Raw genomic sequence first — 23,298 nt, 5'->3', positions numbered from 1 at the left:
TGACTAGGAACGTGTTTCCTGCAGGTGCCGCAGATCCAGAAAGCTGCGCACCGTAAACAGGCTGCCGGTATAGTGCAGCTTGTAGAGGCAGAGGTTGTGGTGCTCGAAGGAATCCATCTGGCTGAGCGGATAGCCCAGCAGCTGACACAGCAGCACCCGCATGGCCCGGCCGTGCATGCACACCAGCACGGTTTCTTCCTCGGTCCGGGAAACGAGCAAGTCAATTACCGGGCGCTGCCGGGCGGCCACCTCGTCGGGACTTTCTCCGCCCAGCATGGCCAGGCTGGTGTTGCCCAGGCGCCATTGCTGCAGCACGTAGTGGTACTCTTCATCTTCCTCCGGCGTGATGCGGGTGCCTTCGCGCACGCCCCAGCTGATTTCGTTGAGGCCCGGGTGCTGCTCGTGCGGCAAGCCCAAGTCCAGAAACCCCTGCACCGACTGGTGGGTGCGCCGCAAGGCCGATGTGTACACTTTGGCGAACGGCACGTGCTGGTAGGCCGCAAAAAACTGGGCCGCCTGGCGCCGCCCGGCCGCGTTCAGGTCGGAGTCGACGCCGCTGCCCTGCACGATGCCCTGCACGTTGAAATCGGTTTGTCCGTGTCGGATAAGGTAAATTTTTTTGACGCTCACTGGCCCGCTGCATTTGCTATGAGCCGTTAAAATACACGCTTTCCGCCGGGCTTTGCGCATGCGGCGGCATCTTTTCCGGCGCGTTGGCTAGCTTCGCGGCATCCTTGAGGCGGCGTTTGCGGTTATACCGTTCCGACGGTCTTTCCTCTTGCCTGTTTCTTTTATGACGCTCGAACAACTGCAGCACTGGGTACGCAAGCGCCCTACTCTGGCCGATACGCTTGGCATTGAACTCACGGCCCTTACTCCCGACTACCTTGAAGGCCGCATGCCCGTGGACGGCCGCACGCACCAGCCCATGGGTTTGCTGCACGGCGGCGCCTCGGTGGCGTTGGCCGAAACGCTGGGCAGCATCGGGGCCGCCACCAAAATCGACCCCACCAAACAAGCCTGTGTGGGCCTGGAAATCAACGCCAACCATATAAAGGGCGTGCGCGAGGGGTACGTAGTCGGGCGGGCCACGGCGCTGCACGTGGGGCGAAGCACCCAGGTCTGGGAAATCCGCATCACCCACGAAGAAACCGGCGCGCTGGTGTGCATCAGCCGCATTACCATGGCTGTCATCGACCTTCCCGCAGCCCCGGCTAAGGCATGAGCAGCCTGCAGAAAATAACCTGGAACCCGGCCTTGCCGGTAGCCGCCCGGCTGCGCCAGCTGGTGGCTTTGGCCCTCAGCAGCGGCCGGCCGGTGGCTTTGTGGCGGCTGCCCGGCGCCGTGCACGCCCGTCTTTGCCTGAGTTTGAAGGTAGACGCAGCCTACGCTGGTCTGCCGCCCGCGCTGGAGCCCACGGCCCCGGCCGGCTTTGCCTTTTTCCCCTTCCGGGACTCCGACCACAACCCGCCGTTCTTTTTCCCCGCCGACTTGTTTTTTGACTTAGCCCGGTCCGAGGAAATCCAGGTAAGCGCGGCGGCCGCGGCCCGGCTGCCGGAGCTGCGGCAGCGATTTGCCGCCCTGCCGGCCGAGGCCCCGCTAACCTGGCACGTGAGTCCGCAGCCGGCGCCGGCCACCGCCTCCCGCCCCGAGTATGAAACCCTGGTGGCCGCGGGCGTGGGGGCCATTGAGGCCGGCACCGTGCGCAAAGTGGTATCGAGCCGGGCCGTGCGCCGGCCGCTGCCGCCGGGGTTTGATGCCTTGGCCGCGTTTGAGGAGCTGCAGACGCGCTACCCCAACGCCTTCGTGTCGTTGGTGAGTGCGCCGGGCGCGGGCACCTGGCTGGGCGCTACGCCGGAAGTGCTGGCCGAAATCGACGAAACCAACACGTTCCGGACGATGGCGCTGGCCGGCACTCAGCCCTTGCTGCCAGGTATGAAGCCCGCCACGGCCAAGTGGGCGCACAAGGACATTGAGGAGCACGCGCTGGTGGCCCGCTACATCGTGAACTGCTTCAAGCAGCTGCGCCTGCGCGAGTACGACGAGCAGGGGCCGCGCACGGTAGTGGCCGGGCAGCTTCTGCACCTGCGCACCGATTTTGCTGTGCACCTCGACCAGGTGCCTTTTCCGTCGTTGGGTACCGATATGCTGCGCCTGCTCCATCCTACCCCGGCCGTGGGCGGGGTGCCCCGGCAGCCGGCCCTCGATTTTCTGCGCCACCACGAAGCTTACGACCGGGCCTACTACGCAGGGTTTCTGGGCCCCGTAAATCTGCCCGATGCAGGCGTCACGCGGTTGTTCGTAAATCTGCGCTGCCTGCAGCTGCGGCCCTCCGAAGCCATCCTCTACGCCGGCACCGGCCTCACCATCGACTCCGACCCGGCCCGGGAGTGGCAGGAAACCGAGCTGAAGCTGCGCACCGTAGGCGCTATTCTGGCGTAAATACGCCCGGGCTTCAGCTTACCCCGAGCGTATCATTCCTTTACTTTTCTTCTTATGGACACCCGCCTTCACCAACAGCTCGAAACCTACGTCACCCGCAATAATTTTCCGGAAGAAAGCTGGGAAGCCAGAGGCCTTTACCCATCTGACGAGGAAGTACAGCAGGATATGCAGCAGGCCATAATCGATTTTGTGCGCCATCTGCAGGCCGCGTTGCCCACAGCCGCCCCGGGCAGTCCGGAGCTGACCGACAACGTGCAGTCGTTCCTGGAGGAATGGGACATCGACGATTTTGATACCGAGGAACGGGAGTTTCTCTATGATGTAGCCTGTAGCATTATGCGCGAAGCCGGCGTAAACCCGGCGCACATTCAAATTTAACGTGCCGCTATAGTCTCGCCCTGCTACCTGTTCCAACGTATCTGACCTCAGTTTCGCGCTATTCTCCACCTATGGCTTCTCTACAAGCGGTTCATAACATCCCCGAAATCTGCGCTCAGCTGGGCATTACAGACGTGGTGCTGTCGCCGGGCTCCCGGTGCGCACCGCTTACCATTGCCTTTGCCCGTCACCCCAAGATTCAGGTACGCACGGTGCCGGACGAGCGGGCCGCTGCCTTTATCGGGCTGGGACTGGCACAGGCGCAAAAGCGGGCCGTGGCGCTGGTCTGCACCTCGGGCACGGCGGGCCTGAACTACGCCCCGGCCGTGGCGGAAGCCTATTTTCAGCAGATTCCGCTGGTGGTTTTCACCGCCGACCGCCCCCCGGAGTGGATAGACCAGCTCGACGGCCAAACCATCCGCCAAACCGACCTGTACGGGGCGCACGCCAAAGGCTCCTTTCACTTCCCGGCCGACACCACTCACGCCGACGCGCACTGGCACGCTACACGCCTGGTGTCGGAGGCCATTGGGCTGGCTGAGCAGTTTCCGGCCGGGCCGGTGCAAGTGAACGTGCCGCTGCGGGAGCCATTTTACCCCCAGCAAGGCGAAGAGCTGCAGTTTGGCCAGGTACGCGTAACCCGTGAGCTGCCCGGCCGGCCGCAGCTGCCCGCCTCCACGCTGGCGGAGCTGCGCGAAGCTATCCGCAGCACCAGTCGGGTGCTGGTAGTAGCCGGCCAGCACCCCGCCGATACGGATTTGTTGCTGGCCTTGCACCGGTTTGCGGCAGCCTGGCAGGTGCCCGTGGTGGGCGACGTTATTGCCAATCTGCATCTGCCTGCGGCTCCCGGCTACGACCAGCGCCGGCGCCCCCTGGGCCGCCAGGACGTATTTATGGCCGTGCCCGAGCCGGGCCTGAAGGAAGCCCTGAAACCGGAGCTGCTCATCACCTTCGGCCAGTCCCTCATTTCCAAAGCCCTGAAGCTGTATCTGCGCAACGCCAAACCCGCCCAGCACTGGCACGTGCAGCCCGCCGGTGCGGTGGCCGATACCTTCCAGGCACTGACGAAGGTGGTGCGGATGGAGCCGGCCGATTTCTTTGCGGCGCTGAGTGAGGAAGGTTCAACTTCTTATGCGGCCCTGGCTTCTGATAGCTCGATTCCAACCATTACCGCTCCCAGCCACGTTGCCCAACCCGATGCTACCCGCGTGGCGCCGGCACCCCAGCCGCTGGGGCAGCCCGCCCGCCTGACCTGGACCGCCACGGAGGCAGACTCGGCCAAGGCGGCTTACCTACGGCCGTGGCTGGCGGCGGAAAACTGGGCCACGGAGTTTCTGCACGAGTTCATGCAGCAGCCCAATCAGCCGTTCAACGAGTTTACGGCCATCTACCGCGCCCTGCAGCTGCTGCCCGACCGCACGGCCCTGCACTTGGCCAACAGCATGGCCGTGCGCTACGCCAACATTCTGGGGCTGCCGACGGAGCGCTTCGTGGAAGTATTTGCCAACCGCGGCACCAGCGGCATCGACGGCTGCACCAGCACGGCCGTGGGCGCGGCCCTGGCTCAGCCCGCGCGGCCGGTGGTGCTGCTTACCGGCGACGTGGCTTTCTTTTACGACCGCAACGCCTTCTGGCACAACTACCCCACACCCAACCTACGCGTGATTCTGCTGAATAATCACGCCGGGGGCATTTTCCGGCTGATTGACGGGCCGCGCCAGCAGCCGGAGCTGGAAGAGTTTTTTGAAACGCGCCAGCCCCTGCGGGCCGAGAATACGGCGCGCGACTTTGGCCTACGCTACCTGGCAGTTTCAACATTTGCTGAACTAGAGTCGGCGCTACCGGTTTTCTTTGCAGCTGAATCCGGCGCGGGGCTCCTCGAAATCACCACCGACAGCCCCACCAACGCCGAATTCTTTGAACAGTACCGGGCTGCGGTCCGCACTTCTTTTTCCTAACACCCACAGCGCCTCCTGCTCAAACCTCTGCGCCCTCTGCGGGCTCAATTCGTACCAACGACCTAGCCCGCAGAAGGCGCCGAAGAAAACGCCGAAGACGCAGAAATCAACGACTTACTATGACCTGGACGACCATCAAGGAGTTCCGCGAAATCCTCTTTACGCAGGCGGGCGGCATCGCCAAAATCAGCATCAACCGCCCGCAGGTGCACAACGCCTTCACCCCGCTCACGGTGCAGGAAATGATTGAGGCCATGCGCATCTGCCAGGACCGGACCGATATCGGCGTCATCATTCTCACGGGCGAAGGCGGCAAGGCCTTCTGCTCGGGTGGCGACCAGAGCGTGCGGGGCCACGGCGGCTACGTGGGCGAAGACACCGTGCCCCGCCTGAACGTGCTGGAACTCCAGAAAATCATTCGCTCTATTCCCAAGCCCGTGGTGGCTATGGTGGCCGGCTGGGCCATTGGGGGCGGGCACGTGCTGCACGTGGTGTGCGACCTGACCATTGCCGCCGACAACGCCCGCTTCGGGCAGACCGGCCCCAACGTGGGTTCGTTCGACGGTGGCTTCGGGGCTTCTTACCTTGCCCGCATTGTAGGCCAGAAAAAGGCGCGCGAAATCTGGTTTTTGTGTGACCAGTACAATGCTCAGGAGGCCCTCGACATGGGCCTCGTAAACAAGGTAGTGCCGCTGGACAAACTGGAGGAAACTACCGTAGCCTGGTGCCACAAGATTCTGGAAAAAAGTCCCCTGGCGCTGCGCATGCTGAAATCGTCGTTCAACGCCGAGCTGGATGGCCAGGCCGGTATTCAGGAGCTGGCCGGCAACGCCACGCTGCTGTACTACCTGAGCGAAGAAGCCAAGGAAGGCCGCAACGCCTTCATCGAGAAGCGCCAGCCGGATTTCTCGAAGTACCCGAAGTTTCCGTAACGCCTCGTTGCGCTGTTCCGGCCCAAAAGCGGCTCGTGCCTTGGGGGTGCGGGCCGCTTTTTTATTGGCTTTGCGAGTCACTGGCTATCTTGCCATCCAACGCGTTTACCCTCAGATTTTCCCAGTATGAAATCTTTGCTCTTTCTTTTCCTGCTGACCTTCGCCAGCATTGCTGCCGCCCAGGCTCAGTCGGTTGCGCCGGCCCCGGTTGCCGCCGCGCCCGACAAAGCCAGGCCCGTGCAGGTAGTGGAAGCCGCCTGCGGACAGTGCCGGCTGGGCCTAGCCGGCAAGAGCTGCGACCTGGCGGTGCGCATCAAGGACAAGGCCTACTTCGTGGAGGGCACCGGCATCGACTCGCACGGCGACGCACACGCGCAGGATGGCTTCTGCAACGCCATCCGCCGGGCCGAGGTACAGGGCGAGGTAGTGAATAACCGCTTTGTGGCTACATACTTTAAGCTGCTGCCGGAGTCAGCCACCACGAAATAGCCGAACTACCTCTGCTGCCTTAAAATAAGGCTACCTACAAACTCGGTCTTCGGCTTCTGCTGTCGTCAAGTCGAACCCGAAGTGTACGAGACCCGGCTTTCGGGGTACATTTTTTAGGGCCGCACGGCTACACCCGCCTGAAGTATACCATTAACGCTTAGCCCCAGCTCTGCAAAGCCCGCTACCCGGTCACCAAAACGGATACCCGCCAGCGTCAGGTGCAAGGTTGGATGAGACTCTTGCCGGGAAGGATAGTCTGAGGAGGTATGATTTTCCCAGTTCCAGCCCACTCCCAGGCCGGAGTACACCTTGAAGGTGGGCTTGCGCACGTAGTACACCTCGCTCCGCACCAGCAGCGCGTAGCCGACGTCTGTGCTGGTATTGTCGGTGGTGGACGGCGGCTGCGTGGTAAACTCCCGCCGTACGCGGGTGTAGGATGCCTGGGCTCCCAGCGCAAACTTCTCGCTCAGGAAATAGCGGTACCCAACCCCCGCAGGACCCGATACGGATTTTTGCACTGTACCCGTTGAACTTCCTCCCCAGCCTAAATCAAACTCAAAGGAAAGCGGCGTGCCGAGGCCGTAGCTGGCGTATACTTCGTGCGGGCCTTTCTGAGCATGAGCCCAGAGCGGCGCAAGCAGCAGAACGAGTATATACCTCGACCTCATGGCTGGAGAAGCTTATAGCTGTTGGAGAAATCAAGCGCACTCTCCTGCATCACTTACTTAATAGTAAGTGAACAGATAGTCCTAGAATATCGACCCGTAGGCCTCACAGCCGGCGCACCAGCCAAAGAAGTTGCGCAGCCGCTCGTGCTTGGCGGCTTTTTTCCGGGCTTTGCGCCGGGCCTTTTCTTCGGCCAGCTGCCGGAGCTTGGCCATTTTTTCCTCAGGCGAAGCCAGGGGCAGGAACAGAAACGTACGCACGGCGGTGAACGGGCTGGTGGGTTGCATGGCAGAAAGCGGCTGGTGAGAAGACTGAATATACGATTTTAATATTCTCAGAGTCAAGCTCCCGCGCAGTTCTCAGCCGGGAGCGGCAGCCGTTCGTATGCAGGTTTGTTATTTAGCTGAAATCTTTGCCGCGCTTCTTTCCCCTACATGACTGCCGACGCTTCCCTCCTGCCCGATTCGCTTTCTCTCAACGGCCGCACGTTTCGCTACGCCGATATTCAGCAGTACCCCGCCCAGGCCCCGCAGGATTTGAACGGCTACGAGGCCCGCGTGCTTGATTTCTGCCGGCAGTGGCTGAACGGGGCCCAGGAATTTGGCCTGCGCACTTCCGGCTCCACGGGCAAACCCCAGCTCGTAACCATGAAGCGGCGGCAGCTGGAAGCCTCGGCGGCCCGCACCGGCGACTATTTCGACCTGGGCCCCGGCGACCGGATGCTGGTGTGCCTGAACTGCGAGTTTGTGGGCGGGCTGATGATGCTGGTGCGGGGATTTGAGCGTCGTATGCACCTCACTATTGTGGAGCCCCACGCCGACCCGCTGGCTTTGGTGCCCGCCTCCGCCGAGTTCGACTTTGCTTCCTTCGTGCCCCTGCAACTGCGGGCCGTGCTGGATGCCGGCCACGCCCCACGCCTCAATCGCATGAAAGGTATTTTAGTAGGGGGCGCGGCCGTGGAGCGTCGGCTGGAAAAAGACCTGCAGCAGCTGCGCGTGCCGGTGTACCTCACCTACGGCATGACGGAAACGGCCTCGCACATTGCCCTGCGCCGCCTCAACGGCCCCCAGCCCTCCACGGCTTACCAGGTACTGCCCGGCATTACGGTGGCCCAGGACGCCCGCGGCTGCCTGACCGTGCGCGCCGACGTGACCCTGGACCAGCTCATCATCACCAACGACCGGGTGCAGCTGCTGGATGCGCACACGTTTGAGTGGCTGGGCCGGGCCGACTTCGTGATAAACAGCGGGGGCGTGAAGGTGCAGGCCGAGAAGGTGGAACAGGTGCTGGAAGTGGCCCTCACGGAGTTAGGCTTAGGCCGCCGCGCCTTCGTAACGGGCCGCCCAGATGCCCGCCTAGGCGAGCAGGTGACGGCCGTGCTGGAAGGCAAGCCGCTGGCTGCCGCCCAGGAGCAGCAGTTGCACCAGCTCCTAGCCCAGCGCCTCGACAAATACGAGCGGCCCCGCGCCCTGGTGTACGCGCCACAGTTCCGCACCACGGCCTCCGGCAAGCTGGATCGGCTCAATACCGTCCGCTCCCTGGCGCCCGCGCCCCCGGCCGGCCGCTGAGGTTGTTTTCGGGGGGCGGAATACGTTAGCTTTGTAGGTAGCTAGTAGTCTGACTAGCCGATTGCTCATTTCCTTTCTATGTCCCGTTTGCTTTTCCCGGCGGCGGCCCTGCTGCTGGCTGCCCAGCTTAGCGGCTGCGCCAGCACCACCCCGGCCAGCGTAAGTGCCACCACTCCACCCACCGACGCTACCGCCTCCACTGCTGTTACCCCGCCCGCCACACCCGCTGCCTCCGCTCCCGCTGCCGGGCCGTTTCAGGTAGTCAGTGAGCAGTTTGCCGATCTGCGCATCCTGCGCTATGAGGTTCCCGGCTTCGAGGCCCTGGAGCCCAAGCAGAAAGAGTTGCTGTATTATCTGTACGAAGCAGCGCTGAGCGGGCGCGACATCATCTACGACCAGAACTACCAGAACAACCTGCGCGTGCGCCGCACCCTGGAGGCCCTCTGGGAAACCAACCAGGAGCGCCGCGCCGCTACTACCAACACCCAGCAGGTAGAGCAGGCCCAGCAGTTCAACACCTACGCCAAGCGCGTGTGGTTTTCCAACGGCATCCACCACCACTACTCCACCCGCAAGCTGCTGCCGGAATTCTCGCCGGCCTACTTCCGGGAGCTGGTGCAAAGCACGCCCGAACGCAACCTGCCTTTGCTGCCCGGCCAGACGCTAAAGCAGTTCACGGAAACGATGACCTCCATCCTCTTCGACCCCAAGGTGGCACCCAAGCGCGTCAACCAGGAGGCCGGGCAGGACTTGCTCACGACGTCGGCCAACAACTATTACCAGGGGGTGACGCAGGCGGAAGCTGAGGCTTTTTACGCCAAAAAAATCGACAAAAACGACCAGCGTCCCATTTCCTACGGCCTCAACTCGCGGCTGGTGAAGGACAAGCAGGGCAACATCGTGGAGCAGCCCTGGAAAGTGGGTGGCCTCTACGGCGAAGCCCTCACGCAGGTAGCTTTCTGGCTGAACAAGGCCTTGGACGTGGCCGAAACGCCCGAGCAGCGCGCTGCCCTCACCAAGCTTATCCAGTACTACAGCACCGGCGACCTGAAGCTGTGGGACGAGTACAACATTGCCTGGGTACACGACACCAACTCGGATACCGACGTAGTGAACGGCTTTATTGAGGTGTACGGCGACCCGCTGGGCTACCGCGCTGCCTACGAGTCGGTGGTGTCGTTCAAGGACGTGGAGGCCACCAAGCGCATCAAAACCATCGGCGACCAGGCCCAGTGGTTTGAAAACCACTCGCCCATCAAGGCCGAGCACCGCAAGAAAAACGTGGTGGGCATCACGGCTAAGGTCATTACCACGGTGGTAGAGGCCGGCGACGCGGCCCCAAGCACCCCTATCGGTATCAACCTGCCCAACGCCACCTGGATTCGCAAGGAGCATGGCTCGAAGTCGGTGAACCTGGGCAACATTGTGGAAGCCTACGACCGTGCCTCGGCCGGCGGCATGCTCGACGAGTTTGCCTTCGATGAAGCTGAAAAGAAGCGCGCCAAGCAGTACGGCGCCCTGGCCGGCAAGCTCCACACCGATATGCACGAGGTAATCGGGCACGCCTCGGGGCAGATCAACAAAGGCGTGGGCACCACCAAGGAAACCCTGAAAAGCTACGCCTCCGCCATTGAGGAAGGCCGCGCCGACCTGGTGGCCCTGTACTACCTGATGGACGACAAGCTCGTACAGCTGGGCGTGATGCCGAGCCTGGAAGTAGGCAAAGCCGAGTACGACAGCTACATCCGCGGCGGCCTGATGACCCAGTTGGTGCGCCTGCAGCCCGGCGAAACTGTGGAGGAAGCCCACATGCGCAACCGCCAGATGGTGGCCCGCTGGGTGTTTGAGAAAGGCAGGAAGGACAAGGTGATTGAGCAGGTAACACGTGAGGGCAAAACCTTCTTCCACATCAATGACTACCAGAAGCTGCGCACTCTGTTTGGGCAGCTGCTGCGCGAAACCCAGCGCATCACGAGCGAGGGCGACTACAACGCAGCCAAAAACCTGATTGAAACCTACGGCGTGAAGGTAGATGCCGACTTGCACAAGCAGGTACTGGCCCGCTACCAGAAGCTGGGCATTGCGCCCTACGCCGGCTTTATCCAGCCCAAGCTGGTGCCGGTGGAGCAGGAAGGAAAAATTATCGACGTGAAGCTGGAATACCCTACCGACTTTGCCCAGCAGATGCTGGAGTACGGCCGCAAGTATTCGTTTCTGCCGAACGTGAATTAGCGCTGGGCCTCGTATATTACCGGAGTGGCTGGCCGGATGAGGGGAAAATGCATGGCATCAATTCCCTCATCCAGCCAGCCCTTTTTATGCTTTCCTCACGCTCTTGCGCACTTTTTATGAAACGTCTTCTCTTCCTCGCCTTCTTCATGCCGCTCCTGAGCTGGACCGGCCGCGCCCAGGCCCAAACCATCGACACCCAGCGCTACGAGTACTGCGAGCTGCTGACGACCGACAACCTGTTCGCGCCCGACAACAAAGCCAAAGCCGGCGACATCTTCGTGGACTTCGGCTACGGTTTCGAGAAGCTGGGCGGCGGCTCCCTTTCCCAGCGCGAGGCGGGCAAGCTGCAGGTGTTTGCTACCCATGTGAGTGCCCTCACCTACATGGGCAAGCTGGGCTGGGAAGTGGTGCAGATGTACCAGCAACCTGATAAGCGCCCCGCTCACACGCTGTTCGTGCTACGCCGCCCCGCCCGGGGGAACTGAATTGAATGTGCTGATGTGGAGAATGTGGAGGAATGTGCTAATGCTTTAACCTTCATTGCGAGCAGCGCGAAGCAATCCGTCCTGTACAATACCAGACCCGTTCTTTTACCAGAAAGCCCTTTCCCGCACGCGCCGGAAAGGGCTTTCCACTTTATGAAGCTCAGCACGCTCTTAGCCCCAATTGCTTCGCGCTGCTGGCAATGACCGACCATTAGCACATTCAAACCACATTCCCCACATTAGCAAAGCGCAGCACATTACATCAGAGTCCCTGCTGGGAGAACAGGCGCTGGCGGCCGCGCACGATTTTGTACAAGTCACCGAGGAAGAGCTTGACGCGGCCGAAGAAGATGGGTCCGTTCAGCTCACTTTCCAGGGCATTGTTCATGAACAGCATCTGGCGGTAGCCGCCACCGGCGCCCAGGCCCACCCACCGGAAAACGCGCACGTGGCCGGCCACGGAAGGCTCAAACATGTAAATCAGCCGCCGAGGGGTGCGCTCCACTTCTCCATCGGGCTTTTCGTAGCGGGCGTAGTAGCGGCCGATGCCCAGCTGGGTAGGTGTGCTCAGCTCCCAGCGGGGCGTACCCTTCACCACGTATTCGCCGTAGGCCGCCACGTAGCGGAAGCGCAGCTCGTCGCGGGTGCCGGCGGGCAGGTGTGCGGGCAAAGCCACATCGGTGGGCACGCCATCGGAGAGCAGGTACAGGCCCAGGCCTGTACGCACCCGCCCCCGGAATTCCACGCCCACCTTCAGCCCGTTGATGCCCACCACGCTGCCATTGAGCACCGAGTAGCGCTGGTCGAACTGAAACACCAGCCGCCGGTGCGACTGGCGCACGCGGCTGGAATCGGGCGGCAGCGGCCCGGCAGCGGCAGCCGTCGTCAGCCACCCGCCGCCCAGCACCCCCAGCAGAATTCCACGCAAAGCCGTCATACCCTGCAAAAGTACGCAGCTACTCGTCAGTTGTTGGTTTTCAGTTATCCGTTGACCGTTGTCTGACTTTGGTTATCTGTTACGCGTGGTAGAGCCTTTCCCATCAACGCCTAACCAGTAGTTGGCAACGGACGCCAGACGCTTCGCCCCGGCTATTCTACGCTTCACCCCGGATGGGTTAGCCAGCTGGCCGGGCGGCTAATACTTTTACGGCTGTACTTCTGCCCGTTTGTATGCCCGCCTTCCTCACTCCCGAATTTGTGTTTTCCGTGGCCAACACGGCCGTGCTGCCCGCCTGGCTGCTGCTGATGGCCGCGCCCCGCTGGGTGGTTACGCGCCGGCTGGTGCGCAGCGGCGTGTGGCCCTTGCTGCTGGCCGCCACCTACGCCGCCTTGCTTACGGTGCATTATTTCAGCCCTCATGCTACGGAAGGCGGCTTCAGCTCCCTGGCCGAGGTGCGGGCCCTGTTTCAGGATCCGTGGGCCCTCACGGCCGGGTGGGTGCATTACCTGTGCTTTGATCTGGCCGTGGGCATCTGGGAAACGCAGGATGCCGAGCGGCGCGGGCTGGCCTGGTATCTGCGCGTGCCCTGCCTGCTCCTCACATTTTTGGTGGGGCCGGTAGGCCTGCTGCTCTACGCCGGGTTGCGCCAGCTGCGCCCCGTTACTCCCCCTACTGAACTTCCATCCTAACCTCCTACCGCTATGAACTCATCTTCCCTTTCATTGCCTCCAACGTTTGATCTGCCGCAAAAAACGGCTCCCACGAGCAGCATAGGCGGCTGGCTGCGGATCCTGCACCGCGTAAACCCCGTGCTTTCCTGGACGGGTTGGCTGCACGTAGCCCTGTTGGGAGTAGCCCTGGTGCTGCTGCCGCTGGATGCCCGCCTGGTTACGGGCGCCCCGGTCTGGCTGAAGCCCATTAAGTTCTGCCTGTCGGTGCTGGCTTTTGTCTGGACGCTGGGCTGGCTGCTGGCCGACCTGCCCACTCCGGCGCAACGCGGGGTACGGCGCGTAAGCCGGGTAGTAGCTGTTTGTATGCTGGTCGAAATTGCCTGCATTGTGCTGCAGGCCGCCCGCGGCACCGCTTCGCACTACAATATTGCCACGCCGTTGAATATTCTCGTCTTCAATCTGATGGGCGTAGCCATTATGGTGAATACCGGGGCCACCGTAGCGGCCGTGTACCTGGGGTGGCGCTACCGGCCCCACGGCCCGGCCGGCTACGTGTGGGGCGTGCGCCTCGGGCTGCTGCTGTTTCTGGTGGGCTCGGTGCTGGGCGGCATGATGATTCATCTCAACCAGCACACGGTAGGCGCCCCCGACGGCGGCCCCGGTCTGCCCGGCCTGGGCTGGAGCACCCGCGCCGGCGACCTGCGCATTGCCCACTTCCTGGGCATGCACGCCCTGCAGGTGGTGCCGTTGCTGGGCTGGTGGCTGAGCCGCCGCCTGCCGCGCCGGGCCGCGCTGCTTACTTGGCTGGGCGCTTTGCTGTACACGGGGTTGGTAGCCTTCCTCTTCATCCAGGCCCTGCAAGGCCAGCCGGTGCTGAAGCTGTGAGTTGTTGAGATAGTGAACTGGTGAGTTGACGTTCTGACGGCGCAGGCTGCGCGCTTCCGGCAGTTGTGCCTCTTAATGCGGAAAAAGTCTGCCACTCGTGCGGCAAGAGTAACAGACTATTTCCACCGGCGTAGTATACTCTTGCCTCGGGAGTGCACTACGCCTGCTTCGGGGTGCGGAGAAGCTGTCATTGCGAGCAGTGCGAAGCCATCCGTCCTGTACAAAACCAGATACATTCTTCTACCAGAAAGCCCCTGACGTCCGTGCTGGCATCAGGGGCTTTTCACGTCTTCGGGGTGAGTGCGTGGAACGTGTCATTGCTTCGCACTGCTCGCTATGACACGTTCCACGCACTCACCAATTTCCTACTTAAGCTTGGGAAACCTGCGGCGGATGATATCCTGCACGGGCACATTCTCAATCTTGCTTTCCAGCCAGGAAATGATGTCGAGGTAGAGGAAAGGGCGCCGCTCGTAGGGGTTTTCGGCAATGACAATAAGCTTGTTTTTGAGTTTGAGGAAGGACTCCTTGAGCTGGGACGGGGCCACGTCGCCGAGGCTACGCAGGAACTTGAAAATGGCCTCCTGCATCTGCTGCTGGTCGTTCATCTTGCCCAGGAAGCGGTACACCGACCGGATCTGGTAGTCCAGGGATTCGTCGCGGCCGGCTTCGTAGTGGGCAATCAGGTTGAGGATGCGGGCAAAGCACTGGATGTCTTCGCGCAGGCTGGCTTCCTTGAAGTAGATAACCTTGTTGAGGTACTCAATGGCCTTATCGGGCTGGCCGCTGCCGAAGTACAGGCTGGCAATTTTGTAGTAGAACACCAGGCGCCGGTGCGAGTCCATCTGCAAGCGGAAATTCTCCAGGTTTTCGAGCAGCTCGGGCACGATCTTCAGCCCCTCCGTGAACTGCCCGCGCATGAAGTAGCCGTTGATGCGGTTGGTGTAGATGTACAGGAACAGCAGCATGTCGATGTTGGGGCTGGTGCGGCGCTCCGGGTCGGCGGCGTAGGCTTCCAGCCGGGTTAGCACTTCCTCAAACCTGCTGTAGTATAGCATGTTGTAGGCCGTCACCAGCAGATTGTGCAGGCCCTTGATGTAGAGCATGGCCTGCTGCTCACGCATCAGGGGGTTGGCCTCAAACAAATCCACCCACTTCTGGGCGTAGCGGAAGCAGAGCCGGAAGTTTTGCGTGATGGTGTAGTACCACACGTGGGCCTGGTAGTAGTACAGCTGTTCGAAGAACGTGGCCTGCCGGGGGTCCAGCAGCGGCAGGTCCTGGCGGAAGTAATCGGTAATCTTGTCGTAGTCCTGCTGGTTGCGGGTGTGCCCGATTTTGAGGTAGCGCCCGTACATGCGCAGCGCCAGGTTGGACAGGGCATGCTCCCGCGCCACATGCGCCACAGTGGTGGTAGCCTCGTCCGACAGCTCCCGCGCCCGGCCGCGCAGGCTGCGCGTGATGTACTGGCCCTCAATCAGCTTCTCGAAGTCGAGGGCCATGAGCGTGATATGCTGCATTTCGGCCTGCTGGGCGGCTTGCTTTACCTTTTCCAGCATGCGCAGGCTCTGGATATACAGGCCGCGGTTGTAGAGCACGCGGGCGTAGTCGAGCTGCTCCCGCAGCTGGATATCGGTGTTGTGGCCCGCGTGGTACATGCGCAGGCTGGCCAGCAACTGGCGGTACAGATTGGCCTTGAGGTTGGCTACTTGCACTTTTTTGATGGCCGGCACCTGCGCCAGCACGCGCTCCTCATCGTAGCGCTCCTGCCCATCCAGCGCGTCGAACAATTGCAGGAACTTAAGGCCGTCCGCCGAGCCCTGCCGGTTGGCAAACAAACGGAAATGACGCTTCTCGGTGCGGGTCAGGGACTTGATGAGCTGAAAAACCGGGTCCGTGTTTTCGTTGGGCATTGTATTTACAAAAAAATCAACGTTCTGTTTTACAGTTACTTACCAAACAAAGCGCAAATAGTAGAAATAGTAGGCGGCTGAAGAGAAAGTTTTAATTACGTGCTGTAGCTGATGTACTTGCTATCATCCTAACAACGCAAAGATGACATGTCGGAGCACTTTTCCACTTCCTGGTCGGCACAATTTATTTCGTTGGTAGCGGCGGGCTGGCGGCCCTGCATGCAGCCGGCCGTTTCGCTTAAACCCGGCTCGACTGGATATTACTCAGTCGAGCGAATAGAATCAAACCAAGCGCCCCGCCCGTCCTCCACCGTTGTTTTTCCCTTTCGCCTCACATGACCTTGATTTTCACTTCCGTCGGACCAGTCATTACGCTGCCGCTGCCAGGCTGAAAGGAACCGCGTTACCCGCCACGCCAGCAGCCTTTCGCAGCCTAGTGCTCTGAAAGGCTTTTTTATTCTCACCTCCCGCAAGTCTCCCGCATGTACTTCACCTCTGATACCGTTGCTTTCCTGGATGGCGAGTTTGTACCGGCCGAGCAGGCTACGTGCGGCGTTTATGCCCAGTCGCTGCACTATGGCTACGCCGTGTTCGAGGGCATCCGGGCCTACCAGACGCCGGCCGGTACGCGCATTTTCAAGGCCGAAGAACACTACGAGCGGCTGCACTATTCCTGTAAATCCATTGGGCTGCCGCTGGCTTACTCGGTGGAGGAGCTGACGCGTATCAGCTATGAAGTACTGGAGCGCAATAACCTCACCGATGCCTACCTCCGACCCCTGGTGTATGCTGCCACGCCCAACATGAGTTTGAAAGCCGCCTCCTCCGGCAACCTGCTGATTGCCGTGTGGGAATGGGGCAAGTACCTCGGCGACCAGAGCCTGCGCCTCACCATCTCGCCCTATGAGCGGCCCAATCCCAAGGCCGTACCCATTGAAGCGAAAGTCGCCGGCCACTACGTCAACTCTATCATTGCCAGCACCGAGGCCAAGGGCCGGGGCTACGACGAAGCGCTGCTGCTGGATATGAACGGCTACGTGGCCGAGGGCCCCGGCGCCAACTTCTTTTTCGAGCGGGAAGGCGAGCTGTACACCGCTCCTCAGGGCAGCATCCTGCGCGGCATCACCCGCAACACCATCATCGACCTGGCCCGCGAAGCCGGCATCACGGTACACGAGCAGTTCTTCCGGCCCGAGGAGCTGCGCACCGCTTCCGCCGCCTTCATGACGGGTACCGCCGCCGAGGTTATCGGCGTGGCATCAGTCGATGACGTGACCTTCTCGACACCTTTCCAGCAAACCATCGGTGGCATGCTGGCTAGCCACTACCAGGCCTTGGTAACTGGGCAGCCTATTAGAACTGAGAGCTTAGAAATTAAAGCTTAGACAACAGAACGAGCAACTTATCAGCACATTACCCACATTTAGCACACTAGGGCATTATTTTCCTGCATTAGCACATTCCCACACATTAGCACATTCTCAACTACATGATTCTGAATAAATACAGCCGCATCTACACCCAGGACAACAGCCTGCCGGCTTCCCAGGCCATGCTCATCGGCTCGGGGCTGTCGGATGAGGATTTGCGCAAGCCGTTCGTGGGCATCTGCTCCACGGGCTTCGAAGGCAACACCTGTAACATGCACCTCAACGGCTTGGCCGACCAGGTTAAGGCGGGCGTGCAGCAGCAGGGCCTAGTGGGGCTGCGCTTCAATACCATCGGTGTGTCGGACGGCATTACCAACGGCACAGCGGGTATGCGCTACTCTCTGGTTTCGCGCGAAATTATTGCCGATTCCATTGAGGCCATGGCCGGGGCCCACAACTACGATGCCCTGGCCTGCGTGATGGGCTGCGACAAGAACATGCCCGGTGCCCTCATTGCCATGGCCCGCCTCAACCGGCCTTCGCTGATGGTGTACGGCGGCACCATCAAGGGTGGCACCTTCAAAGGGCAGCAACTCAACATTGTTTCGTGTTTTGAGGCCTACGGCAAAAAGCTACAGGGGCAGATATCGGACGAGGATTACAAAGGCATTATCCACAACGCCTGCCCGGGTCCGGGGGCGTGTGGAGGCATGTACACGGCGAATACGATGGCGGCCGCTATTGAAACGCTGGGCATGAGTGTTCCGTTTTCCTCGTCCTCCCCCGCCGTAAGCGCCGAAAAGCAGCAGGAGTGCCACGACGCCGGCGGCTACCTGCGCCGCCTGCTGGAGCTGGACCTCAAGCCTCGCGACATTCTGGTGCGCGAGGCCTTTGAAAACGCCCTGGTGATGACCACCGTGCTGGGCGGCTCCACCAACGCCGTGCTTCACCTCATTGCCATTGCCCACGCCGCCGGCGTGCACCTGACGATGGAAGACTTCCAGGCCGTGAGCAACCGCGTGCCCGTGCTGGCCGACCTGAAACCCAGCGGTAAATACCTGATGGAGGATTTGTCGGCCCTAGGCGGGGTGCCGGCCGTGATGAAGACCATGCTCAACGCGGGCCTGCTCCACGGCGACCTGCTGACCGTAACGGGCCGGACGCTAGCCGAAAACCTGGCCGACGTGCAGCCCCTGGGCGCCGAGCAGGACCTGCTGCGCCCCCTGGTTAACCCTATCAAAGCCGACGGCCACATTCAGATTCTGTACGGCAACCTGGCCACCAAAGGAGCGGTGGCCAAAATCACTGGCAAGGAAGGCCTGCGGTTTGAAGGCCCGGCTGTGGTGTTTAACTCCGAGGAAGAGCTCAACGAAGGCATTACGCAGGGCAAGATTCAGCCCGGCCACGTGGTCGTGATTCGCTACGTGGGGCCCAAGGGTGGGCCGGGCATGCCAGAAATGCTCAAGCCCACCTCCGCCATCATCGGCGCGGGCCTCGGCGACAAAGTGGCCCTGATTACCGACGGGCGCTTTTCGGGCGGCACGCATGGCTTCGTCATCGGCCACGTGTGCCCCGAGGCCTACGACGGCGGCACCATCGCCCTGGTGGAAGACGGCGACTGGATTGTACTGGATGCCGGCACCAACACCATTGATGTGCAGGTAGACGCAGCCCTGCTGGAGCTGCGTCGCCAGCAGTGGCAGCGGCCCCGGCCGAGTGTGCAGCAGGGCGTATTGCTGAAGTATATCCGCACGGTCAGCGACGCAAGCCGCGGCTGTATCACCGATTACGAGGAAGATCATGTACACGAAAGAGCAACCCCAGCCCGCGCCGACCTCGCCTGAAACGGTCGTGGCCGCGGCACCTGCAGCTACCCGCACGCTTTCCGGCGCTGAGGCTACGCTGCACGCCCTGCTGGCCGAAGGCGTGGACACCATTTTCGGGTATCCGGGCGGCGCCATCATTCCTATTTATGACGCCCTCTATGACTTTAAAGAGCAGCTGAACCACGTGCTGGTGCGCCACGAGCAGGGCGGGATCCATGCGGCTCAGGGCTACGCACGGTCGTCGGGCAAAGTGGGCGTGGTCTTCGCCACCAGCGGCCCTGGCGCCACCAACCTCGTCACCGGTCTGGCCGATGCCCTGATTGACAGCACCCCGCTGGTGTGTATTACGGGGCAGGTTTTCGCGCACTTGCTGGGCACCGATGCCTTCCAGGAAACCGACATCATCAACATCACCACGCCCATTACCAAGTGGAACCACCAGGTAACGGATGCCAGTGAAATTCCCGAGGTACTGGCCAGAGCCTTCTACATTGCCCATAGCGGCCGCCCTGGCCCGGTACTTATCGATATTACCAAGAACGCTCAGATTCAGAAGGCCGATTTCACGCCGTATGAGTCCTGCACCCACATCCGCAGCTACCGCCCCAAGCCTATTGTGCGGCCTGAGTACGTGGCGCAGGCGGCCGAGCTTATCAACCAGGCCAAACGCCCCCTGGTGCTCTGGGGGCAGGGCGTGCTGCTGGGCCAGGCGGAGCAGGAGTTTCGGGAGTTCATTGAGAAAAGCGGCATCCCGGCGGCCTGGACGATTCTGGGCGCCGGCGCACTACCTACCGGGCACCCGCTCAACGTGGGAATGCTGGGCATGCATGGCAACTACGGCCCCAACGTGCTGACCAACGAGTGCGACGTACTCATTGCCATCGGCATGCGCTTCGACGACCGGGTAACGGGCCGCCTCGACAAGTACGCCCGCCAGGCCCAGGTTGTTCACCTCGACATCGACCCCACGGAAATTGACAAGAACCTGAAGGCTACGGTGCCGGTATGGGGCGACTGCAAGGAAACCCTGCCCCTGCTCACGCAGCTGGTGCAGGCCCGCACCTACCCCGAGTGGCGGCAGCGCTTCACGGAGCATGATGCCGAGGAAATTGCCGCCGTCATCCAGGATGAGCTGTTCCCGACCTCCGACGAGCTAACCATGGGGGAAGTCATCCAGCAGCTGAATGAGCTAACCCAAGGCGAGGCTATTATCGTGACGGACGTGGGCCAGCACCAGATGGTGGCCTGCCGCTACGCCAAGCTCAACCACACCCGCAGCAACATCACCAGCGGGGGCCTGGGCACTATGGGCTTCGCCCTGCCCGCCGCCATCGGGGCCAAGTTCGGGGCACCGGAACGGCAGGTAGTAGCCGTTATTGGCGACGGGGGCATTCAGATGACGATTCAGGAGCTGGGCACCATCATGCAAACGGGCGTGAATGTAAAGATTCTGCTGCTCAACAACCAGTTTCTGGGCATGGTGCGCCAGTGGCAGGAGCTGTTCCACGAGCGGCGCTACTCCTTCGTGGACATTGCCAGCCCCGACTACGTGACGGTGGCCCAGGGCTACAGCATAGCCGGCCGCCGCGTGGATGCCCGCGCCGATCTGCAGGACGCCCTGCGTGAGATGCTGGAGCACCCCGGCTCCTTTCTGCTAGAGGTGATGGTGACCCGCGAAAACAACATCTTTCCTATGGTGCCGCAGGGATGCGGCGTAGGCGAAATAAGGCTGCGGTAAACGATGATTTGGTGAGATGGTGAAATGGTGAGTTTTCCAACTGACAACTTATCCTACTCTTTACAAAACTCACCATTTCACTATCTCACAATTTCACAACTTCGCTATGACCATCGACCGGTGCGAGTACAACATCACGGTGTATACCGAGAACCAGGTGGGGCTGCTGAACCGCATTGCCATCATCTTCTCGCGGCGCAAAATCAACATCGAAAGCCTCAACACTTCTCCTTCGGAAATCGAAGGCATTCACCGCTTCAACATTGTGGTGGTGGAGACGGAGGAAGTGGTGCGCAAGATTGCCCGCCAGATCGAAAAGCAGGTGGAAGTGCTCAAGGTCTACTTCAACCCCAACGAGGACGTCATCTGGCAGGAAATGGCCCTCTACAAAGTGCCCACCGACGTCATTGCCGAGCGGGCCCTGGTGGAGCGGCTGCTGCGGGAGCACGGCGCCCGGGCCGTGGTCATTCGCAAGGACTACACAGTGTTTGAAACCACCGGCCACCGCGAGGAAACCGACAAGCTACTGGCAGTGCTGCAGCCCTACGGCCTCATCGAATTTGTGCGCTCGGCCCGCATTGCCATCATCAAAGGCAGCAAAGGATTTCACCATAAGCTCCGCGAGTTTGAACGCATCGAGCCCGGCCAGGAGGTCAGCGAAAACGACTACCTCAACAGCCGCGACAAGGTGTTTTCGATGTAGCCTGCGGTAGGTTTTTGGTTGCTTGTTTTTGGTTTTTGGCCGTGGCGCCTCCTCAAAAACAAACAACTAAAAACGAATAACTAAAAACAGAAACCATTCAACCTTCAACCACTCAACTCCCAACCAACATGGCAACCATCAACTTCGGCGGCGTAGAAGAGCACGTAGTAACCCGCGACGAATTTCCTTTGGAAAAAGCCCGCACGATTCTCAAGGATGAAACCATTGCCGTGATTGGCTACGGCGTGCAGGGTCCCGGCCAGGCGCTGAACCTGCGCGACAATGGCTTCAACGTCATCATCGGGCAGCGCCGCGACTCCGCCTCCTGGAGCAAGGCCGAAGCTGATGGCTGGGTGGAAGGTGAAACCCTGTTCGACATCGAAGAAGCGGCGGAGCGCGGCACCATCATTGCCAACCTGCTTTCCGACGCCGGTCAGATTGCAGTGTGGCCCACGCTGAAAGCCCGGCTCACAGCCGGCAAAACCCTGTACTTCTCGCACGGCTTCGGCATCACCTTCAACGACCAGACCAACATCATCCCGCCCGCCGACGTGGACGTGGTGCTGGTAGCGCCCAAGGGCAGCGGCACCAGCCTGCGCCGCCTGTTTGTGGCCGGTGGTGGCCTCAACTCGTCCTTTGCCGTGTATCAGGATGCCACCGGCCACGCCTACGAAAAGGCCATTGCCCTGGGCATCGGGGTGGGCTCGGGCTACTTGTTTGAAACCGACTTCAAGCGCGAAGTATACTCCGACCTCACCGGCGAGCGGGGCGTGCTGATGGGCGCCCTGGCTGGCATCATTGAGGCCCAGTACCAGGTGCTGCGCCAGCGCGGCCACTCCCCTTCCGAGGCCTTCAACGAAACCGTGGAAGAACTTACCCAGAGCCTGGTGCCGCTAGTGGGCGAAAACGGCATGGACTGGATGTTCAGCAACTGCTCCGTTACAGCCCAGCGCGGTGCCCTCGACTGGAAAGGCAAGTTCCGCGAGGCTACCCTGCCCGTGCTCAACGAGCTCTACGACAGTGTAGCCTCCGGCGCCGAAGCCGCCCGCACCATCCAGCGCGGCTCCACGCCCGGCTACCGCCAGGAGCTGGAAGCGGAGCTGAAGGAAGTGCGCGAATCAGAGCTGTGGCAGACCGGCGCCACTGTGCGCGAGTTGCGCTCCAAGGCCACCGAAAAGGTGGAAGAATTGAGCTAATCAGAAAATAAATAAGGGAAGGCTGGCCGAAACGCCAGCCTTCCGCTTTTCGCTGGTTTTATGCACTGGAATGCTGATTCGTACACGCAGAAGCACGCTTTCGTTTCCCAGTACGGCGCGGGCCTAGTGGACGTGCTGGCTCCCCAGCCGGGCGAATGGGTCCTGGACCTGGGCTGCGGGGCCGGCGAGTTGGCGCAGGAAATAGCCAACCGGGGCGCTAACGTAGTGGGCCTGGATGCCTCGCCCGACATGCTAGCCAAGGCCCGGCAGCAGTTTCCGGCGCTTGACTTCCGGCTGGCCGATGCGGCCACATTTGGGCTGCCGGAACGCTTCGATGCCGTATTTTCGAATGCCGCGCTACACTGGGTTCCCGCCGCTGCGGCCGTGGTGCGGCAGGTATACCGGCACCTGAAGCCGGGTGGGCGCTTCGTAGCGGAGCTGGGCGGGAAGGGCAACGTGGGACAGATTGTGGATACCCTGCTCCGCCAGCTGCACCAGCACAGCTACCCACACGCCCGCGCCGACTGGTGGTACTTTCCCTCAGTGGCCGAGTACACCGCGCTGCTCGAACAGCAAGGGTTCCGGGTGCGTCTAGCCCAGCACTATGACCGGGAAACGCCCCTTGCCGACCCAGATACCGGCCTCCGGGACTGGATTGAACAGTTTGGGGACAATTTCTTCCGGGGCGTTGAGCCCGAAACCCAAGCAGACATTTTAGCTGCCACCGAAGCCGAGCTGCGCCCCGTTCTGTTCCGGGACGGGCAGTGGCGGGCCGATTACAAACGCCTGCGCATTGTGGCGGAGAAGCCCCTGAGTTAGTTGCTTGTTTCTAGGAAGTGTTAACAGTCGCGCAACCAGAGTATAGTTGCGGCAATATGAACGAAGGCCAGAAAATGCGCATCCAAT

Annotated in this window: 22 protein-coding genes; 17 read left to right on the top strand and 5 right to left on the bottom strand. The window is 61.3% G+C overall.

The window, feature by feature from the left end:
• Nucleotides 1–3: 3 nt before the first annotated feature.
• Nucleotides 4–630: a histidine phosphatase family protein gene (locus tag I5L79_RS18420; protein ID WP_196956546.1), complete on the bottom strand. Its 627-nt coding sequence runs from the start codon at nucleotides 628–630 to the stop codon at nucleotides 4–6.
• 163 nt (nucleotides 631–793) lie between these two features.
• Here I5L79_RS18420 and I5L79_RS18415 point away from each other — a divergent pair, with 163 nt between their 5' ends.
• From I5L79_RS18415 to I5L79_RS18390, 6 genes are all read left to right on the top strand, one after another.
• Complete coding sequence (locus I5L79_RS18415; RefSeq protein WP_196956545.1) at nucleotides 794–1,225, top strand: hotdog fold thioesterase; 432 nt, start codon at nucleotides 794–796, stop codon at nucleotides 1,223–1,225.
• On the top strand, nucleotides 1,222–2,442 hold the full coding sequence (locus I5L79_RS18410) for a chorismate-binding protein (protein ID WP_196956544.1): 1,221 nt from the start codon (nucleotides 1,222–1,224) through the stop codon (nucleotides 2,440–2,442). Before I5L79_RS18415 ends, I5L79_RS18410 begins: the two co-directional genes overlap by 4 nt.
• A 54-nt stretch (nucleotides 2,443–2,496) precedes the next feature.
• Nucleotides 2,497–2,823: a hypothetical protein gene (locus I5L79_RS18405; protein WP_196956543.1), complete on the top strand. Its 327-nt coding sequence runs from the start codon at nucleotides 2,497–2,499 to the stop codon at nucleotides 2,821–2,823.
• A 71-nt stretch (nucleotides 2,824–2,894) separates the two neighbouring features.
• Nucleotides 2,895–4,781: a 2-succinyl-5-enolpyruvyl-6-hydroxy-3-cyclohexene-1-carboxylic-acid synthase gene (gene menD, locus I5L79_RS18400; RefSeq protein WP_196956542.1), complete on the top strand. Its 1,887-nt coding sequence runs from the start codon at nucleotides 2,895–2,897 to the stop codon at nucleotides 4,779–4,781.
• 119 nt (nucleotides 4,782–4,900) lie between these two features.
• Nucleotides 4,901–5,713 (top strand): 1,4-dihydroxy-2-naphthoyl-CoA synthase, encoded by an 813-nt coding sequence (gene menB / locus I5L79_RS18395; RefSeq protein WP_196956541.1) that lies wholly within the window; start codon nucleotides 4,901–4,903, stop codon nucleotides 5,711–5,713.
• Between the two features lie 126 nt (nucleotides 5,714–5,839).
• Nucleotides 5,840–6,202: a DUF6370 family protein gene (locus I5L79_RS18390; protein WP_196956540.1), complete on the top strand. Its 363-nt coding sequence runs from the start codon at nucleotides 5,840–5,842 to the stop codon at nucleotides 6,200–6,202.
• A gap of 113 nt (nucleotides 6,203–6,315) precedes the next feature.
• Here I5L79_RS18390 and I5L79_RS18385 read toward each other — a convergent pair whose 3' ends face one another.
• Both I5L79_RS18385 and I5L79_RS18380 read right to left on the bottom strand, forming a co-directional pair.
• Complete coding sequence (locus I5L79_RS18385; RefSeq protein WP_196956539.1) at nucleotides 6,316–6,870, bottom strand: outer membrane beta-barrel protein; 555 nt, start codon at nucleotides 6,868–6,870, stop codon at nucleotides 6,316–6,318.
• An 81-nt stretch (nucleotides 6,871–6,951) separates the two neighbouring features.
• A complete protein-coding gene (locus I5L79_RS18380) occupies nucleotides 6,952–7,155 on the bottom strand; it encodes a hypothetical protein (RefSeq protein WP_196956538.1) in 204 nt (67 codons plus the stop codon).
• A gap of 147 nt (nucleotides 7,156–7,302) precedes the next feature.
• On the opposite strand from I5L79_RS18380, the gene I5L79_RS18375 reads away from it, so the two are divergent.
• From I5L79_RS18375 to I5L79_RS18365, 3 genes are all read left to right on the top strand, one after another.
• Nucleotides 7,303–8,436 carry an AMP-binding protein gene (locus I5L79_RS18375; protein ID WP_196956537.1) on the top strand — a complete coding sequence of 378 codons (1,134 nt, stop codon included), beginning with the start codon at nucleotides 7,303–7,305 and terminating at the stop codon, nucleotides 8,434–8,436.
• Nucleotides 8,437–8,514: 78 nt separating this feature from the next.
• Nucleotides 8,515–10,668 (top strand): dipeptidyl-peptidase 3 family protein, encoded by a 2,154-nt coding sequence (locus I5L79_RS18370; protein ID WP_196956536.1) that lies wholly within the window; start codon nucleotides 8,515–8,517, stop codon nucleotides 10,666–10,668.
• A gap of 116 nt (nucleotides 10,669–10,784) precedes the next feature.
• Nucleotides 10,785–11,153 carry a hypothetical protein gene (locus I5L79_RS18365; RefSeq protein WP_196956535.1) on the top strand — a complete coding sequence of 123 codons (369 nt, stop codon included), beginning with the start codon at nucleotides 10,785–10,787 and terminating at the stop codon, nucleotides 11,151–11,153.
• Between the two features lie 262 nt (nucleotides 11,154–11,415).
• Here I5L79_RS18365 and I5L79_RS18360 read toward each other — a convergent pair whose 3' ends face one another.
• A complete protein-coding gene (locus tag I5L79_RS18360) occupies nucleotides 11,416–12,090 on the bottom strand; it encodes a hypothetical protein (protein ID WP_196956534.1) in 675 nt (224 codons plus the stop codon).
• A gap of 233 nt (nucleotides 12,091–12,323) precedes the next feature.
• Between I5L79_RS18360 and I5L79_RS18355 the strand changes: the two genes are divergently transcribed.
• Both I5L79_RS18355 and I5L79_RS18350 read left to right on the top strand, forming a co-directional pair.
• A complete protein-coding gene (locus tag I5L79_RS18355; protein WP_196956533.1) occupies nucleotides 12,324–12,782 on the top strand; it encodes an ABA4-like family protein in 459 nt (152 codons plus the stop codon).
• A 12-nt stretch (nucleotides 12,783–12,794) separates the two neighbouring features.
• Nucleotides 12,795–13,649: a hypothetical protein gene (locus I5L79_RS18350; protein WP_196956532.1), complete on the top strand. Its 855-nt coding sequence runs from the start codon at nucleotides 12,795–12,797 to the stop codon at nucleotides 13,647–13,649.
• Between the two features lie 365 nt (nucleotides 13,650–14,014).
• On the opposite strand, the gene I5L79_RS18345 is transcribed toward I5L79_RS18350, so the two are convergent.
• On the bottom strand, nucleotides 14,015–15,559 hold the full coding sequence (locus I5L79_RS18345; RefSeq protein ID WP_196956531.1) for a hypothetical protein: 1,545 nt from the start codon (nucleotides 15,557–15,559) through the stop codon (nucleotides 14,015–14,017).
• 482 nt (nucleotides 15,560–16,041) lie between these two features.
• On the opposite strand from I5L79_RS18345, the gene I5L79_RS18340 reads away from it, so the two are divergent.
• From I5L79_RS18340 to I5L79_RS18315, 6 genes are all read left to right on the top strand, one after another.
• On the top strand, nucleotides 16,042–16,944 hold the full coding sequence (locus tag I5L79_RS18340; protein ID WP_196956530.1) for a branched-chain amino acid transaminase: 903 nt from the start codon (nucleotides 16,042–16,044) through the stop codon (nucleotides 16,942–16,944).
• Nucleotides 16,945–17,048: 104 nt separating this feature from the next.
• Nucleotides 17,049–18,773, top strand: coding sequence for a dihydroxy-acid dehydratase (gene ilvD / locus I5L79_RS18335; RefSeq protein ID WP_196956529.1), 1,725 nt, complete (start codon nucleotides 17,049–17,051; stop codon nucleotides 18,771–18,773).
• Nucleotides 18,730–20,493, top strand: a complete 1,764-nt coding sequence (gene ilvB, locus I5L79_RS18330; RefSeq protein WP_196956528.1) for a biosynthetic-type acetolactate synthase large subunit — start codon at nucleotides 18,730–18,732, stop codon at nucleotides 20,491–20,493. Before ilvD ends, ilvB begins: the two co-directional genes overlap by 44 nt.
• Before the next feature lie 106 nt (nucleotides 20,494–20,599).
• The gene (gene ilvN / locus I5L79_RS18325) at nucleotides 20,600–21,196 is read left to right on the top strand and encodes an acetolactate synthase small subunit (RefSeq protein ID WP_196956527.1); all 597 of its coding nucleotides are present in this window, start codon (nucleotides 20,600–20,602) and stop codon (nucleotides 21,194–21,196) included.
• 128 nt (nucleotides 21,197–21,324) lie between these two features.
• The gene (gene ilvC, locus I5L79_RS18320; protein WP_196956526.1) at nucleotides 21,325–22,392 is read left to right on the top strand and encodes a ketol-acid reductoisomerase; all 1,068 of its coding nucleotides are present in this window, start codon (nucleotides 21,325–21,327) and stop codon (nucleotides 22,390–22,392) included.
• A gap of 60 nt (nucleotides 22,393–22,452) precedes the next feature.
• Nucleotides 22,453–23,211 carry a class I SAM-dependent methyltransferase gene (locus tag I5L79_RS18315; RefSeq protein ID WP_196956525.1) on the top strand — a complete coding sequence of 253 codons (759 nt, stop codon included), beginning with the start codon at nucleotides 22,453–22,455 and terminating at the stop codon, nucleotides 23,209–23,211.
• Nucleotides 23,212–23,298 lie beyond the last annotated feature (87 nt).

It is taken from the genome of Hymenobacter guriensis, from assembly GCF_015773195.1.
GTDB classification, from domain to species: domain Bacteria; phylum Bacteroidota; class Bacteroidia; order Cytophagales; family Hymenobacteraceae; genus Hymenobacter; species Hymenobacter guriensis.
Note: the sequence above shows the minus strand (reverse complement) of the source record. Positions and strands in the feature narration are given on the sequence as shown.

Excerpts from the sequence above, each read along its gene's own strand:
- I5L79_RS18415 (WP_196956545.1), top strand. The coding sequence starts at position 794 with ATGACGCTCGAACAACTGCAGCACTGGGTACGCAAGCGCCCTACTCTG.
- I5L79_RS18410 (WP_196956544.1), top strand. The coding sequence starts at position 1,222 with ATGAGCAGCCTGCAGAAAATAACCTGGAACCCGGCCTTGCCGGTAGCC.
- I5L79_RS18405 (WP_196956543.1), top strand. The coding sequence starts at position 2,497 with ATGGACACCCGCCTTCACCAACAGCTCGAAACCTACGTCACCCGCAAT.
- menD (WP_196956542.1), top strand. The coding sequence starts at position 2,895 with ATGGCTTCTCTACAAGCGGTTCATAACATCCCCGAAATCTGCGCTCAG.
- menB (WP_196956541.1), top strand. The coding sequence starts at position 4,901 with ATGACCTGGACGACCATCAAGGAGTTCCGCGAAATCCTCTTTACGCAG.
- I5L79_RS18390 (WP_196956540.1), top strand. The coding sequence starts at position 5,840 with ATGAAATCTTTGCTCTTTCTTTTCCTGCTGACCTTCGCCAGCATTGCT.
- I5L79_RS18385 (WP_196956539.1), bottom strand. The coding sequence starts at position 6,870 with ATGAGGTCGAGGTATATACTCGTTCTGCTGCTTGCGCCGCTCTGGGCT.
- I5L79_RS18380 (WP_196956538.1), bottom strand. The coding sequence starts at position 7,155 with ATGCAACCCACCAGCCCGTTCACCGCCGTGCGTACGTTTCTGTTCCTG.
- I5L79_RS18375 (WP_196956537.1), top strand. The coding sequence starts at position 7,303 with ATGACTGCCGACGCTTCCCTCCTGCCCGATTCGCTTTCTCTCAACGGC.
- I5L79_RS18370 (WP_196956536.1), top strand. The coding sequence starts at position 8,515 with ATGTCCCGTTTGCTTTTCCCGGCGGCGGCCCTGCTGCTGGCTGCCCAG.
- I5L79_RS18365 (WP_196956535.1), top strand. The coding sequence starts at position 10,785 with ATGAAACGTCTTCTCTTCCTCGCCTTCTTCATGCCGCTCCTGAGCTGG.
- I5L79_RS18360 (WP_196956534.1), bottom strand. The coding sequence starts at position 12,090 with ATGACGGCTTTGCGTGGAATTCTGCTGGGGGTGCTGGGCGGCGGGTGG.
- I5L79_RS18355 (WP_196956533.1), top strand. The coding sequence starts at position 12,324 with ATGCCCGCCTTCCTCACTCCCGAATTTGTGTTTTCCGTGGCCAACACG.
- I5L79_RS18350 (WP_196956532.1), top strand. The coding sequence starts at position 12,795 with ATGAACTCATCTTCCCTTTCATTGCCTCCAACGTTTGATCTGCCGCAA.
- I5L79_RS18345 (WP_196956531.1), bottom strand. The coding sequence starts at position 15,559 with ATGCCCAACGAAAACACGGACCCGGTTTTTCAGCTCATCAAGTCCCTG.
- I5L79_RS18340 (WP_196956530.1), top strand. The coding sequence starts at position 16,042 with ATGTACTTCACCTCTGATACCGTTGCTTTCCTGGATGGCGAGTTTGTA.
- ilvD (WP_196956529.1), top strand. The coding sequence starts at position 17,049 with ATGATTCTGAATAAATACAGCCGCATCTACACCCAGGACAACAGCCTG.
- ilvB (WP_196956528.1), top strand. The coding sequence starts at position 18,730 with ATGTACACGAAAGAGCAACCCCAGCCCGCGCCGACCTCGCCTGAAACG.
- ilvN (WP_196956527.1), top strand. The coding sequence starts at position 20,600 with ATGACCATCGACCGGTGCGAGTACAACATCACGGTGTATACCGAGAAC.
- ilvC (WP_196956526.1), top strand. The coding sequence starts at position 21,325 with ATGGCAACCATCAACTTCGGCGGCGTAGAAGAGCACGTAGTAACCCGC.
- I5L79_RS18315 (WP_196956525.1), top strand. The coding sequence starts at position 22,453 with ATGCACTGGAATGCTGATTCGTACACGCAGAAGCACGCTTTCGTTTCC.